This window comes from Allobosea sp. GW821-FHT03A12 (genome assembly GCF_058986765.1).
Map to the genome: position 1 here is coordinate 871,460 of NZ_JBYSVZ010000004.1, position 16,362 is coordinate 887,821.

Genomic DNA, 16,362 nt, shown 5'->3' on the forward strand with positions numbered 1-16,362 from the left:
TTGCAGGGGCTGCCATGATTTCGCCACGCGGCCCGCCGGAGAAGCCGGACAGGATTTTTTTGTTTGCCATCAAGGCGGAAGAACTGGGTCGTACGACCTTGGTCTAGAGAGAATATTCTCCTTTTGCTTCGGCTTTGGTTCGATCCTGCGACTGTCTCGTCGCGCGCCAGATCGCCCAGGTCGCCTGGAAGCAGAGGAAGGCGACGAAGACGTCGAACAGGTATTCCGGCCAGCGCACCGGCAATAGCCGCGCGGCGAGGCCGAGCAGCGCGAAGCCGGTGGTCGAGATCGCGTCGTTGCGCGATGACAGCCAGGTTGCCTTGATCACCGGGTTGGACTCAGCCCGGAAGCGCCAGAGCACGCCGATGATGAGGTAGGCGATCAGGATCGCGCTCGCGGCGGAGAAACCGAGCGTGAAGAGCTCGATGGGTCGCGGCCGCGCGATCTTGTCCCAGAGGTCGTAGAGGGTGTGCAGACCGGCGACCGCCATCACCGCGCCGATGCCGAGCGCTGCCAGCTTTTCGGCTCGCTCGTCGCGGCCGAAGACCAGCGCTGCTATGCCGTAGAGCGCGACGTCATAGACCCAGTCGACGCCGTCCTTGAACAGCTGGTTGTTGCCGATCGCCAGCGCCCAGAGCACGACATTGCCGGCGAAGATCAGGATGCCGAGCGCGATGCCCCAGATCGTCAGCCGATAGGCGCGCGCGACCTTGGGATCGACCGGCGCGGCGTGGCCGGGCTCGTCCGGTGCAGAGTCTGCTCTCTCGATGCCCGTCAATGCCCGCTCCGGATCAGGCTGGATAGTCTGGCGCAATCGCGCCGCGCCGCAAGCCGTCTTCCCACTCGCGGAACCGCATGTTTAGCTGGCGAGACGCAACCACGAGGCGAGTCGGGCGGACATCCCCCTTTGAGAGACCAGAGACAGGTAGGCAGCACGCAAGACGAGATCGAATATTCAACGCTTTCATTGACGGGGAGACGATTGGCATGACTGCGATCATTGAATTCCTCAACACCGTCTTCTGGGGCTATGTGCTGATCTACGGCCTGCTGGCGGTTGGCATCTATTTCACCCTGCGGCTGAAATTCGTTCAGATCCTGCATTTCCCCGAGCTGTTCCGCTCGGTGATGAACGCGCCGGTAGAGGACAAGAGCGGCATCACCCCTTTCCAGGCGCTGTGCACCAGCCTTGCCTCGCGCGTCGGCACCGGCAATCTCGCCGGCGTCGCGGTCGCTCTCTATCTCGGCGGCCCCGGTGCGATCTTCTGGATGTGGATGGTCGCGCTCGTCGGCATGGCGACAGCCTATTCGGAAAGCACCCTCGCCCAGCTCTACAAGGTCCGCGACGAGAACGGGCAATATCGCGGCGGCCCGGCCTTCTACATCGCCAAGGGCCTGAACGCGCCCTGGGCGGCCGTGCTGTTCTCGCTCTGCCTGATCCTCGTCTTCGGCCTGGTCTTCAATGCGGTGCAGGCCAATTCGATCGCCGATGCGATGCAGGGCGCCTTCGGCTTCGACAAGATCTATGTCGGCGTCGCGCTCGCTCTCCTCTCGGCCGTAGTCATCTTCGGCGGCATCAGCACGATCGCCCGCGTCGCCGAGTATGTCGTGCCGTTCATGGCGATCGCCTATCTCCTGGTCGCAATTTACGTGCTGGTGGTGAACATCGCCGAGGTGCCGGCGATGATCGCCCTGATCGTCAAGAGCGCCTTCGGGCTGGAAGCGGCCGGCGGCGGCATCGCGGCGGCCATGCTCAACGGCGTCAAGCGCGGCCTGTTCTCGAACGAGGCCGGCATGGGCTCGGCCCCCAACATCGCCGCCGTGGCGACGCCGAACCCGCACCACCCCTCCTCGCAGGGCTTCGTCCAGGCGCTCGGCGTCTTCATCGACACCATCCTGATCTGCACGGCGACGGCGATCATGATCCTGCTCTCGCACAAGCTCGTGCCGGGCTCAGGCGTCACCGGCACGCCGCTGACGCAGGAGGCGATGACCGTGCATATCGGCGCCGCCGGCCGCTACTTCATCGCGGTGGCGATCTTCTTCTTCGCCTTCACCTCGATCATCGGCAACTACGCCTACGCCGAGAACGCCATGACCTATCTCGGCGTCAACGGCACCACCGGCCTCAGCCTCCTGCGCCTCGGCTCGCTGGCGATGGTGATCTGGGGAGCCTATGAGAGCGTCGCCACCGTGTTCGATGCCGCCGATGCGGTGATGGGTCTGATGGCGACGATCAACCTGATCGCGATCGTGCTGCTCTCGGGCACCGTGGCGAAGCTGACCGCCGATTTCATCGCCCAGCGCAGGACCGGAACGCCGCGCTTCGAGACGGCGCAATATCCGGAACTTGCCGGCAAGATCGACCGCGAGATCTGGGACGAGAAGTAAAGGTGGAAGCTGCCGGCGCCGAAACCGTCGGCGCCGGCAGGCTACAGCTTCACCCGCGCCCGACGAGCGGGGCCTTGGTCGCCATCACCGTGACGAACAGGATGTTGGCCTCGAGCGGCAGGCCGGCCATATGCAGCACGGTGGTGGCGACGTGGTCGACATCCATCACCGGCTCGACCTTGATCGAGCCGTCCGGCTGCGGCACGCCGGTGGTCATCTTCTTGGCCATCTCGGTCAGCGCATTGCCGATATCGACCTGGCCGACGGCGATGTCGTATTTGCGCCCGTCGAGCGAGGAGGTCTTGGTCAAGCCGGAGATGGCGTGCTTGGTCGCCGTGTAGGCCGCCGAGTTCGGCCGCGGCACCTGCGCCGAGATCGAGCCGTTGTTGATGATGCGCCCGCCGCGCGGCTCCTGCGACTTCATTGCCTTGAAAGCCTCCTGCGTGCACAGGAACGGGCCGGTCAGGTTGGTGTCGACCACCTTCTGCCAGTCCTCCAGCAAGAGGTCCTCCAGCAGCACGCCGCCGGGCGCATTGACACCGGCATTGTTGAACAGCACGTCGACCCGGCCGAACTTGTCCTTGGTCTTGGCGAACAGCGCCTCGACGGACTTCTTGTCGGTCACGTCGGTCGAGACCGCGAGCGCCTGCCCGGCCGGGGCGCCCGAGAGCGTGATCGTCTCTTCCAGCGCATCGGCGCGGCGCCCGGCCAGCACGGTGCGATAGCCGTCCTTCAGGAAGGCGATGGCGACGGACCGGCCGACGCCCGAGCCGGCACCGGTGATGATCGCGACCTTGTTATGCCCAGACATGCGCTTCCTCGCCTTACCGTGTTTTCAACCGTTTCAGGTGCCGCAGCATACCAGCGTATGCAGTATACGGAACCGCTTTTCGCGCAGGCCGGCCGCTTGCCAGCGTTGGCGCCTGCCCTACAGTTCTAGCGAGGGAGGACGCATCGTGACCAGCCTGAACCGCCGAAGCTTCATCGCAGCCGGAGCCGCGGCGCTGGCCTCCCCCGCCTTGGCCCAACAGCCCGGCCATGAGCAGCATGGCGGCCATTACGAGCGCTTGAACCAGCCCGGCCGGATCGGCAAGCCCGAGCTCGCCGCCTCGCAGAACGTCTTCGATTCACCGGCACCGAAGGCCGCCAATCCCGGCCGCTGGAGCGCGAAGGCCCTACTGCCGCTGCCACGCTCGGAGATGGCCTGGGCGGCGGCGCATGACGACCGCATGCACATCGTCGGCGGCTATGGCGAGCAGCGCACCGACCGGCCCTATCATCATGTCTACGATCCCAAGGCCGACAAATGGAGCGACGGCGCGCCCCTGCCGCAGGGCGCCAACCATGTCGGCGTCGCCTTCCTCGATGGCAAGCTCTACGCCATCGGCGGCTTCCTCGAGCAGAACCGCAAGCCGCATCCGCGCTGCTTCGTCTATGATCCCAAGGCAGACAAATGGGCCGAGATCGCGCCCCTGCCCCGCCCGATCGGCTCGGCCGCGATCGTCGGCCTGAACGGCGTGCTGCACGCGATCGGCGGCGCCATCGGCGACACCACCGAGAGCAAGACCTCGGTCAACTGGCACCGCGTCTACGATCCCAAGGCCGATGCCTGGAGCGAGCGCGCGCCCATGCCTACGGCGCGCGACCATACGGGCACGCTCGCCATCGGCAATCTGATCCACGTCATCGGCGGACGCGTCGACTCGTTCCACACCAATTCGAACCTGCACCACGCCTATGATCCGGCGACCGACAAATGGGCGCCGCGCAACCCGCTGCCGACCGCCCGCTCCGGCCATGGCGCCGTACTCTATCGCGGCAAGGTCTTCATCATGGGCGGCGAAGGCACCAACCGCGTCTTCGGCCAGATGGAGGCCTATGACCCCGCCAGCGACGGCTGGGAGCAATACGCCCCGATGCTGACGCCGCGCCACGGCCTCGGCGCCGCGCTGGTCGGCGACGCCATCCACGTCGCCGGTGGCGGTCCGATCATGGGCGGCGGCGTCCAGAGCGCCGTGCACGAGGCGTTCAGCTTGGGCTAAGGACGGCTCGCTGTATCGCCCTGTTCAATGGGCGTATCCGAAATCCGCTCAAGAACGAAGGCGATCGCCGCCGTCGCCACGATGGCGAACGCCAGCCGCCCGAACAGCACGCTCGTCAGATCCGCGCCGAGCGCCACAACGATCAGCGTGTCCTCGATCAGGCTGTGGGCGAAGCCCATGAAGATGCTGGCGAGAAAAATCTGGCGCGGCTCGATCGGCTGCCGGCGCACCTCCGCCAGCATCAATCCGCTGCCATAGGAGATGCCGAGCAAGAGGCCGACCGTGGTGAAGGGCAGCGCCTCCGGCCGCAGGCCGACCAGCCGGAAGAGCGGGGCGAGCCCCTTGTAGAGCGCATCGAGGATGCCGGCCGCCCTGAGCAGTTCCATCACCCAGGACAAGGCGAGCAGGACCGCGAGCATCACCAGCAGCGTCTTGGCAGTGCCATAGGCGAAACCGAGCCAGCCGCCCTCGCCCGCCGCGGGCTGCCAGACCGGCGCGATCGGCTGCGACAGCCAGCCGGTCATCGCAAAGAGCTGGTGCAGCAGCGCGGCGAAGGCCATCGCTCCGGCAATGCGGATGATCGACGTCATCCAAAAGTTCGGCCCGGCCTTGGCGACGATGCGCTGCTCGACCGGAATGGCGTGCGCCATCAGCAGCAGGCCGCAGAACACGGTCATGTCGGCGCTGCTGAGCGCCAGGGTCGGGATCAGCGTGAACAGCACGATCACGCCGCCCCACATCCCGACCAGCAAGCCGGTCAACCAGGCCAGTGCCAGTTCCGGCGGCAGGCCGAACAGCGTCATGGCCGGCGCCAGCCAGGGCGAGGCAGCCTTGATGACGCCGAGCTCCGCCAGAGCCTGCGTCGCCACCGCGATCGGCACCATGACGACCACGAGCTCGCGATAGACGGCCAGCGTTTCGACCGTCTTGCGATAGAACTGACTCTGGAGCGGCATCGGCGGCGATCCTCGATTGGCAGCCGGAAGACTAGCGCCACTGCATGCGCGGCAGTGGTCAAAATCGCCGCCTTCGTGCAATTTTATTGCATGGCGAGCGCTGGGATGGCCGCGATGGACCGCATCGACAGGAAGCTGCTGAACCTGCTCCAGGCCGACGCCTCGCGCACCAATGCGCAGTTGGCCGACGAGGTCGGGCTGGCGCCATCGAGCTGCCTGCGTCGGATCAGGCGGCTGGAAGCGGCCGGGCTGATCCTGCGCACCGTCGCGATCCTCGATCCCGCCAGGACCGGCAAGGGCCTCAAGGTGATCATCGCCGTCGAGCTCGCCCGGCATGACGAGCCGAGCCGCCGGCGCTTCCTCGAACTGGCGGCGCGCCAACCGGCCGTCGTCCAGGCCTATGGTGTCACCGGCCAGACCGACGTGATCCTGATGCTGCGCGTCGCCGACATGGACGAGGTCACGGCGCTGTGCGAGCTGCTCTTCGGCGAAGGCAGCAATGTGACGCGCTACTACACCATGGTGGTGAACAAGACCGCCAAGGAGACGACGGCAATCCCGCTGTAAGCGGGCGCCTCACCCGCCTAGCAGCTTCTTCATCGACGGCGCCGGATGGAAGGCATAGCGCTCGCGCTCATAGAACGGAATCGCCTCGCGCCTGGCGTCGAGGAAGACCGCATTCAGGCCGCGCGCCCTTGCATCCTCCTCGGCGAAGGCGAGCAAGGCCCGGCCGATTCCGCCGCTGCGGACCCGCTCGTCCACCACAAGGTCGTCGACATGCAGATGTCCCCCGCGCGCCAGCGTATGGACCGGTCGCATGCCGAGCACGCCGACCAGCGCGCCGTCACTGAAGGCGCCGACCAGCTCGTAGCCGGAGAAGGATTGCCGCCGCACGCGCTGCAGGAACTCCGCCTCGTCGAGCGCGGCCCGCAATTGCACGACGATCGGAAAGGCCTCGTGCCACTCCGCCGGAACGAGCCGTCTGACTGAAACCATCGTTTCCTCCCACGCACCGGCAACGCCATGGCCGCTCCCGCGAGCCAAAGTCCTACCGCCAGCCGATCGGCTCCACCATTGCGGCTGGGTGACGACCTCCATGCGGGCGAGGAGGTCGATATCCTGCATACAAAATTCCGCATACACCCTTGCCGCTAAGGCAGGAGCGCTCTACTCCTTGCATGCAAGAGACAACGACAAGCATGGGAGGAGTAAGATGAAGGGTTTCCGCACGTTCGCTTTGGCCTTGGGTGCGCTCGCCATCGGCGCGGCGCCGGCCTTCGCCTTTCCGGACCGGCCGGTGCAACTGATCGTGCCCTGGGCGGCTGGCGGCGGCATGGATGCCGTGATGCGCATCTTCGCCAATGGGCTGGAAGCGGAGCTGAAGCAGCCGGTCAACGTCATCAACCGCACCGGCGGCGGCGGCGTCACCGGCCACACCGCGATCGCGACCGGCGCGGCCGACGGCTACACCATCGGCGGCGTCAGCCCCGAGCTCTCCTTTTTCAAGACGCTCGGCCTCGGTGACCTGACGGTCGACAGCGTCGACATGTTCTCGCGCGTCTCGCTCATTCCCGCCGGCGTCACGGTCAAGGCCGACGCGCCCTACAAGACCGTCGCCGACTTCCTCAAGGCGGTGAAGGAGAACCCGAAGGGCACCTTCACCTCCTCCGGCACCGGCACGGGCGGCTCCTGGCACGTCGCTTCGGGTGGGCTGATGAAGGCGGCCGGCCTGCCGGCCGACCAGATCCGCTGGGTGCCGAGCAATGGCGGCGCGCCGGCCCTGCAGGATCTCGCGGCCGGCGGCATCACCGCCTTCACCGGCTCGCCGATCGAAGCCAAGGCGATGCTCGACGGCGGCCGCGTGCGCACCATCCTGATGATGACGGAGGAGCGCCATCCGAACTTCCCCGACGTGCCCAGCGCCAAGGAAGCCGGCCTCGACTGGACCTATCAGAACTGGTTCGCCATCGCCGCCCCGAAGGGTGTGCCGGCCGACCGCCGCAAGATCCTTTACGAGGCGGCCGAGCGCACGATGAAGCGCGAGGACGTCCGCAAGGGCATGGCCGATCGCGGCATCACGCCGGTCTGGGACACGCCGGCGCAACTGCAGGACTATGTGAAGACCTTCAGCGAGCGCGGCAGTGGCGTGCTCAAGGATCTCGGCCTGGCGAAGAACTGAGAGTTCCACCAGATGGGGCTCGTTGCCAGGCAGCGGGCCCTTTTTCTGGCTCCGCCCTATCTCTGCCGCGCCTGCAGCGGCAGGGCGCCGAATAGCGACGGCTCGGCGCTGGTGCGCGCCTTCTCGATCGTCAGGATCTTGAGCTTGGTCTCGACGCCGCCATCGGCCGAGAAGCCGCCGGTCTTGCCGCCGGCGGCAAGCACGCGATGGCAGGGCACGATGATCGGGATCGGGTTCTGGCCGAGCGCGACGCCGACGGCCCGCGCCGCGCCGGGCTCGCCGATCCGCGCTGCGACCTCGCCATAAGTCAGGGTCTCGCCGGGCGGGATCGACAGCGCCACCGCATAGACGCGCCGGTTGAACTCCGGCGTGGCCGAGAGGTCGATCGGCAGATGCGACAGGTCACGCTGCTCGCCGGCCAGCAGGGCGACGACATCGTCGATCGCCTGCCGCACGAACGCAGGCGGCTCGGCTTCGACGCTGTCGGGGAAGCGCCGTGCCAGCCGGCGCCGGGCAGTATCCTCGTCGCGCTCGGGCAATTGCGCCGCGATGATGCGTTCGCTTTGCCAGACCAGCGCGCAGGAGCCGATCGCAGTGGTGAAGAGACAGAAGCTTGTCATGCCTTGCACGCTAGCGCAGCGGCGCGCCGGAGGGCACCCGATTCCTGCAGCCCAATGTCAGCGGTCGTCCCGGACGGAGCGTAGCGTCGATTTGCAGCCCTCATCCTGAGGAGCACCGCAGGCGCGTCTCGAAGGATGAGGGCTGAAGGATATCCGAGACAGCCCCAACTCAGGCCCAGAGCCGTTCCTTCTCCAGCCCCTTGTAGAGCTCCGCCACCTGCTCGGCATAGCCGTTGAACAGCAGCGTCGGCTTGCGATCGCGCGTGCCGAGCACCTGCTCGCTCGCCTGGCTCCAGCGCGGATGCGAGACCTCCGGGTTCACATTGGCCCAGAAGCCGTATTCGGAGGCCTGCAAGCCCTCCCAGAAGGTCTTCGGCCGCTCGGCGACGAAGCTGATCTTGCTGATCGATTTCACCGACTTGAAGCCGTATTTCCACGGCGTGATCAGGCGCAGCGGCGCGCCGTGCTGGGTCGGGATCGGCTTGCCGTAGATGCCGGTGACCATCAGCGTCATGTCGTGCGTCGCCTCGGCCATGGTCAGCCCCTCGGTATAGGGCCAGGGGTACCAGCGCTGCGATTGGCCAGGCGCCATCTTCGGGTTCATGAAGGTCTGCATCTGGACGTATTTCGCGCCCGACAGCGGCTTGGCCAGCGCGACGAGCTCTTTCAGCGGGAAGCCGGTCCACGGCACCGCCATCGACCAGGCCTCGACGCAGCGGAAGCGATAGAGCCGCTCCTGCAGCGTGACCTTGCGGATCAGGTCGTCGAAGCCGATCTCGAACGGCTTCTCGACCAGCCCGTCGATCGCGATCGTCCAGGGGCGCGCGACCAGCCGCTTCGACGCAGCGGCCACTTCCTTCGACGTGCCGAACTCGTAGAAGTTGTTGTAGTTCGCCGCCAGCTCCTCGTCGGTCACCGGCCGGTCGAGCGCATAGGCCGCGTTGCGCTTGGCCGGATAGAGGTCGAGCGTCGGGTCGGCCCCCTGGGCGCTAGCGATCTGCGGCAAGGCGGCGCCGGCGATCACGCCGGCACTGCCGGCGAGCCATTGCCGGCGATCGAGGAAAATGGCTTCCGGGGTCGCCTGGCTCTCGGGCATCTCCCAGCCGGCGCGACGCTTGATCAACATGACGGACATACTCCGTTGCAACGGAGCAAGTTTAGTCGATCCCGCACCGGCCCACCAAGTCACGAGGGGGAGAGCGACTCTCCCCCTCGGTTAGAACCGCGGCTGAAAAGCTTCCTTTCAGCCCGGCTGATCGGCGTAGCGCTTGGCGTAGTCTGCCTCGAGCGTCTCGATCCGCGACCAGAAGCCGCGCGGCGGGTTGCCGGCGAGCTTGTCTTCGAGAAGGCCAAGATGGGCGTGCCAACCGCTTGAGACGCTGGCCATCTCCGCCTTGTCGGCAAGCTTGCGATGCGTCACCACCAACTTGACCCTGTCACCCTCGGGAGCGAGCTCGAAGGTCACTTCGGAGCTGGCATCGCCCTCGCCCGGCCAGGTCATCGCCAGCGCCGTCATCGGCTCATAGCGCGTCACGATGCCCTTGGACGGCCAGCCCTTGTCGTTCATCTCGCGATAGCGCTCCGGTGGCTGCTCGCTGGTGATCTGCGAATGCTTGAACAGGAGATCGGCCGTGCCGCCGACGCGCGGCTCGATCTCGCCGCCGGCCAGCCAGGTGCTGCGCTTCTCGGAATCGGTAAGATAGGACCAGACCCGCTCGAGCGGGCCGGGCAGAAGCCGTTCGAAGCGGACCGCGCCGCTCTCCAGGACAACTCCATACTCGTTCATCACGTCTCTCCTCAGTCGTCGTCGGGTTTTGAGAGTTCTCGTTCCAGGCGGTCGAGCCCGCCATTCCAGAAGCCGCGCACCTGCTGGACCCAGGCGTCGAAGGCATCGAGCCCGTTGGGATCGAGCCGGTAGATCCGGCGCTGGCCGCTGACTTCGACGCTCACCAGCCCCGCCTCCTTCAGCACCTTGAGATGCTGCGAGATCGCCGGTGCGCTCACGCCGAACTGCGCGGTGATCTCGCCCGCCGCCATGGCGCGCTGGCCGAGCATCTCGACGATGCGGCGGCGGGTCGGGTCGGCAAGGGCGGTGAAACGATCCATGTCCTTCATTTAGTCAATCACTTAATTAAGTCAACATGAAAATATCATGAGCGGGCAGCATGCCCTGCCCGCGCTGCGCCCGCCCCCTGCGTGGAGCCGGCTTGCCGCCTCCCTTGCGGCAGGCCATGAAGGGCGCCCCGTCCGCCGCCTGCCACGAGACCATGCCCAGCCGAAACGCCACCCTCGCCGGCATCCTGATGATGCTGCTCGGCATTCTCCTGTTCTCGCTCAACGACGTGATGGGAAAATGGCTGGTCGCGACCTATACGATCGGCCAGGTCCTCGTGCTGCGCTCCTCCGTCGCCTTGCTGGCGATCATTCCCTTCGTGGTGAAGCAGGGCGTTGGACGCACGCTGCGGCCGGAGCGGCCGGGCCTGCAGCTGCTGCGCGTCACGCTCGGCTCCTGCGAGGTCGCGCTGTTCTACTGGGCGGTGTCCTATCTGCCGCTCGCCGACACCATGACCTTCTGGCTGGCTGCGCCGATCTGGGCCGTGGTGCTGGCGGCGCTGCTGCTCGGCGAGCGCGTCGATGGCGGCCGCTGGCTGGCGGTCGCGGCTGGCTTCGTCGGCGTCGTGATCACGCTCAACCCGTCGGCGCAGAGCCTGTCCCTGCCCGCGATCATCGCGCTCGTCGGCAGCTTCTCCTTCGCTGCGATGATGATCACCGGCCGGCAATTGCGCGGCACGCCCGACGTCACCCTGGTGTTCTGGCAGACGCTCGGCGCGCTGGTGATGGGCCTGCTGTTGCTGCCCTTCGGCTGGGTGACGCCGAGCATTGCCGACCTCGGCCTGCTCGGCCTCCTCGGCATCGTCGCCATGGTCGCGCATCTCTGCGTGACGCGCTCGCTCAAGCTGGCCGAGGCCTCGGTCGTCGTGCCCTACCAGTACACGCTGATCGTCTGGGCGCTGGTCTTCGGCTGGTTCGTCTTCGGGGACTGGCCGACCTCGGCCATGCTGATCGGCTCCGCCCTGATCATCGCCGCGGGCCTCGCCCTGCTCGTGCTCGAACGGCGCGCGAGCAGCTCCGCCTCTGACACTGCCAAGGAGCGTGTTACGATCGAGCAGAACTGATCCGGAGATGCGATGGCCGAGGCTGCGAAACCACCGGATTTCTGGGCCTGGCTCGGCGCCGCGATCTCCCTCATCCTCGGCCTCTGGCTGCTCATCGCCGGCTGGCGCACTTTGCCGCTGGCGCGCGGCGATCTCTTGGTTGCCGACCATGTCGGTCCGATCAGCTACGATACCCCGCTGATGCGCGTCAGCTCGGGACGCCGCGGGACGGCGACCTACCGGACGCAGGATCTTTGGCTCGTCGTGCTCAGCGACAACCCGCGCATCAACTACCAGCAGCTCTATCGGCCGGCTCGCGGGCTCTGGGTCGACGGCATCGACCGGCTCGATAGCGGCCAGCAGGTCCGCTTCCTGGTCGATCCCGGCCACAAGCTGGTCTACGAGGCGACCTCGCGCGGCAAGACCTTCCTCGCCTATGACGACACCGCCGAGGCGCTGACCAGCGGCGCGCGGCGCTCGTTCCTGTTCGGCTTCGCCCTGCTCGGCAGCGTCGCCTGGCATCTCTGGCCGCTGGCCCTGCGCTACTGGCGCGAGCGGCAAGGCGCCGGCGAAGCTTCATCCTGATCCCGCTGGCCGCCGGGCTGCCTTGCGTCAGCGTCGGGGCTCCGGGGCTGGCGCCATTGCGCCGGGCGCGCGACAAATCGCAGGCCCGCCCGAAAACTGAGCGGGCGGGAGGACTTCATGGCGACGATCACCTATCTGACCACCGTCCAGTTCGGCTTCGGCGAGCTCAAGACCATCGCGCCCGGCCTGACCGAGCTGAAGATCGCGCGCCCGCTGATCGTCGCCGATCGCGGCCTGGCGGCGACCGATCTGATCCAGCGCCTGCGCGCCGCCTCGCCCCTGCTCGGCAACGCCCCGCTCTTCGTCGACACTCCGACCAACCCGACCGAGGAAGCGGTCGAAGCCGCGCTCGCGCTCTATCGCGAGCATGATTGCGACGGCCTCGTCGCCATCGGCGGCGGCTCGCCGATCGATCTCGCCAAGGGCGTCGCCTTGCTCGCCGGCCATGACGGCCCGCTCGAGACCTATGCCGCGATCCTGGGCGGCATCCCGAAGGTGACCAGCAAGGTCGCGCCGGTGATTGCGGTGCCGACCACTGCCGGCACCGGCAGCGAGGTCGGCCGCGCTGCGCTGATCACACTGAAGGACGGCCGCAAGCTCGGCTTCATCTCGCCGCACCTGATCCCGAAGCTCGCCATCTGCGATCCCGAGCTGACGCTCGGCCTGCCGGCCATGCTGACAGCAGCCACCGGCATGGATGCGCTGACCCATTGCATCGAGACCTATTTGAGCCCGCGCGACAACCCGCCGGCCGAGGCGATCGCGCTCGACGGGCTGAAGCGCGCCGCCCTCAATATCGAGCGCGCAACCAAGGACGGCTCCGATCGCGAGGCCCGCAAGGAGATGCTGATGGCCGCCCTGCAGGGCGGCCTCACCTTCCAGAAGGGGCTCGGCGCCGTCCACGCCCTCTCGCACCCGCTCGGCGGCCTGAAGCAGGTCTCGCTCCATCACGGCACGCTCAACGCCGTGCTGCTGCCGGCCGTGCTGCGCTTCAACGAGCAGGTTTCCGGCGCGAAATATGCGGAGATCCGCCGCGTGCTCGGTCTTGCCGCCGATGCCGACCTTGCCGCCTGGGTCGCGGGGCTGACGCAGCGCCTCGGCCTGCCGGGCTCGCTGTCGCAGATGGGCGTGCCGCGCGAGGTGCTGCCGACCATCGCCGAGGCGGCGACGCAGGATCATTCGAGCGCGACCAATCCGCGGCCGGCGAGTGCGGCGGATTATCTGGCGATGCTGGAGGCGTCGTTCTGATCGGACCCGCGCGGAAACCCCTCCCCCTTGTGGGGAGGGGCAGGGGTGGGGGTCGCAAAGCCGAAGCGATCGAGTTGGGCTGATAGCGCTATCGCTGTTGCCAGCTCCATTTCCAGCAGCCGCTCACCAGGCGGCACCACCCCCATCCCCACCCCTTCCCCACAAGGGGGAAGGGAGGAGCCAGCACTGGCGATCCTCGCTAAGAACGAACCGTACCGCTACGGGTCAAGCCCGAGCATGACGCCTCGGGCTCACATCCGGAACACGCCGAAGCGCGTCTCCGGCACCTCGGCATTGAGGCAGGCGGAGAAGGCGAGCGCCAGCACGCGGCGAGTCTCGGAGGGGAGGATGATGCCGTCGTCCCAGAGCCGGGCGGTCGCGTAATAGGGCGAGCCCTCGGATTCGATCTTGTCGCGGATCGGCGCCTTGAAGGCCTCAGCCTCCTCCGCCGTCCAGGGCTTGCCCTCGGCTTCGAGATTGTCGCCGCGCACGGTCGCGAGCACGCTCGCCGCCTGCTCGGCACCCATCACCGAGACCTTCGAATTCGGCCAGGCGAACAGGAAGCGTGGGCTGTAGGCGCGCCCGCACATGCCGTAATTGCCGGCGCCGAACGAACCGCCGACCAGCACGGTGATCTTCGGCACCCGGGCCGAGGCGACCGCCGTCACCAGCTTGGCGCCGTCCTTGGCGATGCCGCGCGTCTCGGCTTCGCGGCCGACCATGAAGCCGGTGATGTTCTGCAGGAACAGCAGCGGGATGCGGCGCTGGCAGCAGAGCTCGATGAAATGCGCGCCTTTCAGCGCGCTCTCCGAGAACAGGATGCCGTTATTGGCGATGATGCCGACCGGGATGCCGTGGATGCGGGCAAAGCCCGTCACGAGGGTCGAGCCGTAGAGCGGCTTGAACTCGTCGAGCTGCGAGCCGTCGACCAGCCGGGCGATGATCTCGCGGGCATCGTACTGCTTCTTCAGATCGGTCGGCACGACCGCATCGAGCTCGTCCGCGCCGTAGAGCGGTTCGACCGTCTCGGCGAGGTCGATATCGGGCCGCTTGACGCTGTTAAAGTTGCTGGCGATGCGGCGCGCGATCGCGAGCGCATGGGTGTCGTCGCCGGCATAATGGTCGGCGACGCCCGAGAGCCTTGCATGGACATCGGCGCCGCCGAGATCCTCGGCCGAAACGACTTCGCCAGTCGCAGCCTTCACCAGCGGCGGGCCACCGAGGAAGATCGTGCCCTGGTTGCGAACGATCACCGTCTCGTCCGACATCGCCGGCACATAGGCGCCGCCGGCGGTGCAGGAACCCATCACCACCGCGACTTGCGGGATGCCGAGGCCCGACAGGGTCGCCTGGTTGTAGAAGATGCGGCCGAAATGCTCGCGATCGGGGAAGACCTCGGTCTGGTGCGGCAGGTTCGCGCCGCCCGAATCGACGAGATAGATGCAGGGCAACTTGTTCTCGCGCGCAATCTCCTGGGCGCGCAGATGCTTCTTCACCGTCATCGGGTAATAGGTGCCGCCCTTGATGGTGGCGTCGTTGCAGACGACCATCACTTCGCGCCCGGCGACGCGGCCGATGCCGGCGATCATGCCGGCGCCATGCACATCCTTGTCGTACATGTCGTAGGCGGCAAGCGAGCCGATCTCGAGGAAGGCGGAGCCGGGATCGAGCAGGCGCAGAACGCGTTCCCTGGGCAGTAATTTTCCACGCGAGGTATGGCGCTCGCGCGAGCGGGCATTGCCGCCGAGCGCCGCGGTGGCGCGCCGTTCCAGCAATTGGTCGCGCAGCATGCTCCAGGCCGCGACATTGGTGCGCGCCTCGGCCGAGTTGAGATCGACCTTGCTCTCGATGACCGCCACGGCGCGCTCCCTTGCGATAGTCCTTGTCCGGTTATGGCGCGCCGCAGCCAAAAGGCAAACAGGCGACGGCGCACAGATGCGCCGTGCGCGGAACCGCGCCGTCATTCCGGGGCGCTGCGCAGCAGCGAGCCCGGAATCCAGAACCGATGCCCTATCCGAAAAAGCGGCACTATCGGTCACGTCATCAGAACCGGCATCGGTTCTGGATTCCGGGCTCAGGCCTCCGGCCTGCCCCGGAAAGACGGTCTCTCGAATCGGATTGGCGAAGGCCTATTCACGCATCCGCTTGACCGAGCCGGTCACGGTCGGTGCCGCGAAAGCGCCGACCGCCCCGCCCGCGACGGCGCCGATCGGCCCGCCGATGATCGCGCCGGTGCCGGCGCCTGCGGCAGCGCCGGCGATGCGTTCCTCGGTGGTGGAGCAGGCAGAAAGCAGGGCCGCCAGGCAGCCCGCGAAGATGATCCTCATCGTCCTCGTCCCCATGGTTTCGTCACGGGGCAAGCATCCCGGCGGATGGTCAACGCAAGGTAAACGTCAGGGAACGGCGACGGTCGGGCCGAAAATCTGCTCGAATTCGGCCCGCAGCGCGCTGTCGACCTCGGGCATCGTCAGCGGCAGGCCGAGATCGACCAGCGAGGTCACGCCCTGGTCGGAGACACCGCAAGGCACGATGCCGTCGAAATGCGCCAGCTCCGGCTCGACATTAAGCGAGATGCCATGAAACGAGACCCAGCGCCGGACGCGGATGCCGAGCGCGGCGATCTTGTCCTCGGCGCCCTCCCCCTTCTCCGGCCGGCGCACCCAGACGCCGACGCGCTCCTCGCGCCGCTCGCCGCGGATGTTGAAGGCTCCGAGCGTGCCGATCAGCCAGGCTTCCAGCGCCGAGACGAAGCGGCGCAGATCCGGCTCGCGCCGCTTCAGGTCGAGCATCACGTAAGCGACGCGCTGGCCGGGGCCGTGATAGGTGAACTGCCCGCCGCGCCCGGTCCGGTGCACCGGAAAGCGCTCCGGTGTCAGCAGGTCCTCGTCCTTGGCCGAGGTGCCGGCCGTGTAGAGCGCCGGATGCTCGACCAGCCAGACGCGCTCGCGCGCTGCGCCGTCGGCGATCAGCGCGGCGCGGACTTCCATCTCGGCGACGGCCGCCTCATAGCCGACCGGCTCGTCGGCGATCACCCATTCGACCGGCTCGGAACCCGCCTCAGGCAGGAACGAGACCGAAAGCGCCTCGCGCGTCTTCACCTTGCCTTAACCCTGTCCGTTCAACTCTTGGAAACCGGTGTCGCGCCCGTTTCGCTTCGCCGCTGCTCATGCGCTGGTTTGCGCATCG

At 67.2% G+C, this 16,362-nt stretch carries 18 protein-coding genes; 7 read left to right on the plus strand and 11 right to left on the minus strand.

All coding sequences use genetic code 11. The annotated features are described in order from the left end of the window. Window positions 1–103: 103 nt before the first annotated feature. Window positions 104–778, minus strand: coding sequence for a cation efflux transmembrane domain-containing protein (locus AC3WLC_RS18380; RefSeq protein ID WP_493685333.1), 675 nt, complete (start codon window positions 776–778; stop codon window positions 104–106). A gap of 209 nt (window positions 779–987) precedes the next feature. On the opposite strand from AC3WLC_RS18380, the gene AC3WLC_RS18385 reads away from it, so the two are divergent. After that, window positions 988–2,391, plus strand: a complete 1,404-nt coding sequence (locus AC3WLC_RS18385) for an alanine/glycine:cation symporter family protein (RefSeq protein ID WP_493685334.1) — start codon at window positions 988–990, stop codon at window positions 2,389–2,391. Window positions 2,392–2,440: 49 nt separating this feature from the next. On the opposite strand, the gene AC3WLC_RS18390 is transcribed toward AC3WLC_RS18385, so the two are convergent. Beyond that, window positions 2,441–3,202 (minus strand): SDR family oxidoreductase, encoded by a 762-nt coding sequence (locus AC3WLC_RS18390; protein ID WP_493685335.1) that lies wholly within the window; start codon window positions 3,200–3,202, stop codon window positions 2,441–2,443. A gap of 145 nt (window positions 3,203–3,347) precedes the next feature. Here AC3WLC_RS18390 and AC3WLC_RS18395 point away from each other — a divergent pair, with 145 nt between their 5' ends. Beyond that, the gene (locus AC3WLC_RS18395) at window positions 3,348–4,433 is read left to right on the plus strand and encodes a Kelch repeat-containing protein (protein ID WP_493685336.1); all 1,086 of its coding nucleotides are present in this window, start codon (window positions 3,348–3,350) and stop codon (window positions 4,431–4,433) included. Here the strand turns inward: AC3WLC_RS18395 and AC3WLC_RS18400 are convergent. Then, a complete protein-coding gene (locus AC3WLC_RS18400; RefSeq protein WP_493685337.1) occupies window positions 4,430–5,389 on the minus strand; it encodes a nucleoside recognition domain-containing protein in 960 nt (319 codons plus the stop codon). The genes AC3WLC_RS18395 and AC3WLC_RS18400 overlap by 4 nt on opposite strands. A 114-nt stretch (window positions 5,390–5,503) precedes the next feature. Between AC3WLC_RS18400 and AC3WLC_RS18405 the strand changes: the two genes are divergently transcribed. Beyond that, the gene (locus AC3WLC_RS18405) at window positions 5,504–5,956 is read left to right on the plus strand and encodes an Lrp/AsnC family transcriptional regulator (protein ID WP_493685338.1); all 453 of its coding nucleotides are present in this window, start codon (window positions 5,504–5,506) and stop codon (window positions 5,954–5,956) included. A 9-nt stretch (window positions 5,957–5,965) separates the two neighbouring features. On the opposite strand, the gene AC3WLC_RS18410 is transcribed toward AC3WLC_RS18405, so the two are convergent. Then, window positions 5,966–6,385 carry a GNAT family N-acetyltransferase gene (locus AC3WLC_RS18410; RefSeq protein ID WP_493685339.1) on the minus strand — a complete coding sequence of 140 codons (420 nt, stop codon included), beginning with the start codon at window positions 6,383–6,385 and terminating at the stop codon, window positions 5,966–5,968. A 217-nt stretch (window positions 6,386–6,602) separates the two neighbouring features. Here AC3WLC_RS18410 and AC3WLC_RS18415 point away from each other — a divergent pair, with 217 nt between their 5' ends. Further along, a complete protein-coding gene (locus tag AC3WLC_RS18415) occupies window positions 6,603–7,568 on the plus strand; it encodes a tripartite tricarboxylate transporter substrate binding protein (RefSeq protein ID WP_493685340.1) in 966 nt (321 codons plus the stop codon). Between the two features lie 56 nt (window positions 7,569–7,624). Here the strand turns inward: AC3WLC_RS18415 and AC3WLC_RS18420 are convergent, their stop codons facing one another. The 4 genes from AC3WLC_RS18420 to AC3WLC_RS18435 all read right to left on the minus strand — a co-directional run bounded on the left by AC3WLC_RS18420 (window position 7,625) and on the right by AC3WLC_RS18435 (window position 10,294). Continuing rightward, on the minus strand, window positions 7,625–8,188 hold the full coding sequence (locus AC3WLC_RS18420) for a methylated-DNA--[protein]-cysteine S-methyltransferase (RefSeq protein ID WP_493685341.1): 564 nt from the start codon (window positions 8,186–8,188) through the stop codon (window positions 7,625–7,627). Between the two features lie 169 nt (window positions 8,189–8,357). Then, window positions 8,358–9,314, minus strand: coding sequence for a protein-methionine-sulfoxide reductase catalytic subunit MsrP (msrP, locus tag AC3WLC_RS18425; protein WP_493685342.1), 957 nt, complete (start codon window positions 9,312–9,314; stop codon window positions 8,358–8,360). A 117-nt stretch (window positions 9,315–9,431) separates the two neighbouring features. After that, window positions 9,432–9,974 (minus strand): SRPBCC family protein, encoded by a 543-nt coding sequence (locus AC3WLC_RS18430; RefSeq protein WP_493685344.1) that lies wholly within the window; start codon window positions 9,972–9,974, stop codon window positions 9,432–9,434. Window positions 9,975–9,985: 11 nt separating this feature from the next. Then, a complete protein-coding gene (locus AC3WLC_RS18435; RefSeq protein ID WP_493685345.1) occupies window positions 9,986–10,294 on the minus strand; it encodes an ArsR/SmtB family transcription factor in 309 nt (102 codons plus the stop codon). Between the two features lie 161 nt (window positions 10,295–10,455). Here AC3WLC_RS18435 and AC3WLC_RS18440 point away from each other — a divergent pair, with 161 nt between their 5' ends. From AC3WLC_RS18440 to gbd, 3 genes are all read left to right on the plus strand, one after another. Next, window positions 10,456–11,364 (plus strand): DMT family transporter, encoded by a 909-nt coding sequence (locus AC3WLC_RS18440; protein ID WP_493685347.1) that lies wholly within the window; start codon window positions 10,456–10,458, stop codon window positions 11,362–11,364. A 12-nt stretch (window positions 11,365–11,376) separates the two neighbouring features. Then, a complete protein-coding gene (locus tag AC3WLC_RS18445) occupies window positions 11,377–11,928 on the plus strand; it encodes a hypothetical protein (protein ID WP_493685348.1) in 552 nt (183 codons plus the stop codon). Between the two features lie 117 nt (window positions 11,929–12,045). After that, window positions 12,046–13,176, plus strand: coding sequence for a 4-hydroxybutyrate dehydrogenase (gbd, locus tag AC3WLC_RS18450; protein WP_493685349.1), 1,131 nt, complete (start codon window positions 12,046–12,048; stop codon window positions 13,174–13,176). Between the two features lie 251 nt (window positions 13,177–13,427). Here the strand turns inward: gbd and AC3WLC_RS18455 are convergent, their stop codons facing one another. From AC3WLC_RS18455 to lipB, 3 genes are all read right to left on the minus strand, one after another. After that, complete coding sequence (locus AC3WLC_RS18455; protein ID WP_493685409.1) at window positions 13,428–14,966, minus strand: carboxyl transferase domain-containing protein; 1,539 nt, start codon at window positions 14,964–14,966, stop codon at window positions 13,428–13,430. A gap of 339 nt (window positions 14,967–15,305) precedes the next feature. Next, on the minus strand, window positions 15,306–15,503 hold the full coding sequence (locus AC3WLC_RS18460) for a hypothetical protein (protein WP_346358742.1): 198 nt from the start codon (window positions 15,501–15,503) through the stop codon (window positions 15,306–15,308). Between the two features lie 66 nt (window positions 15,504–15,569). After that, on the minus strand, window positions 15,570–16,274 hold the full coding sequence (lipB, locus tag AC3WLC_RS18465; RefSeq protein WP_493685351.1) for a lipoyl(octanoyl) transferase LipB: 705 nt from the start codon (window positions 16,272–16,274) through the stop codon (window positions 15,570–15,572). Between the last annotated feature and the right edge of the window lie 88 nt (window positions 16,275–16,362).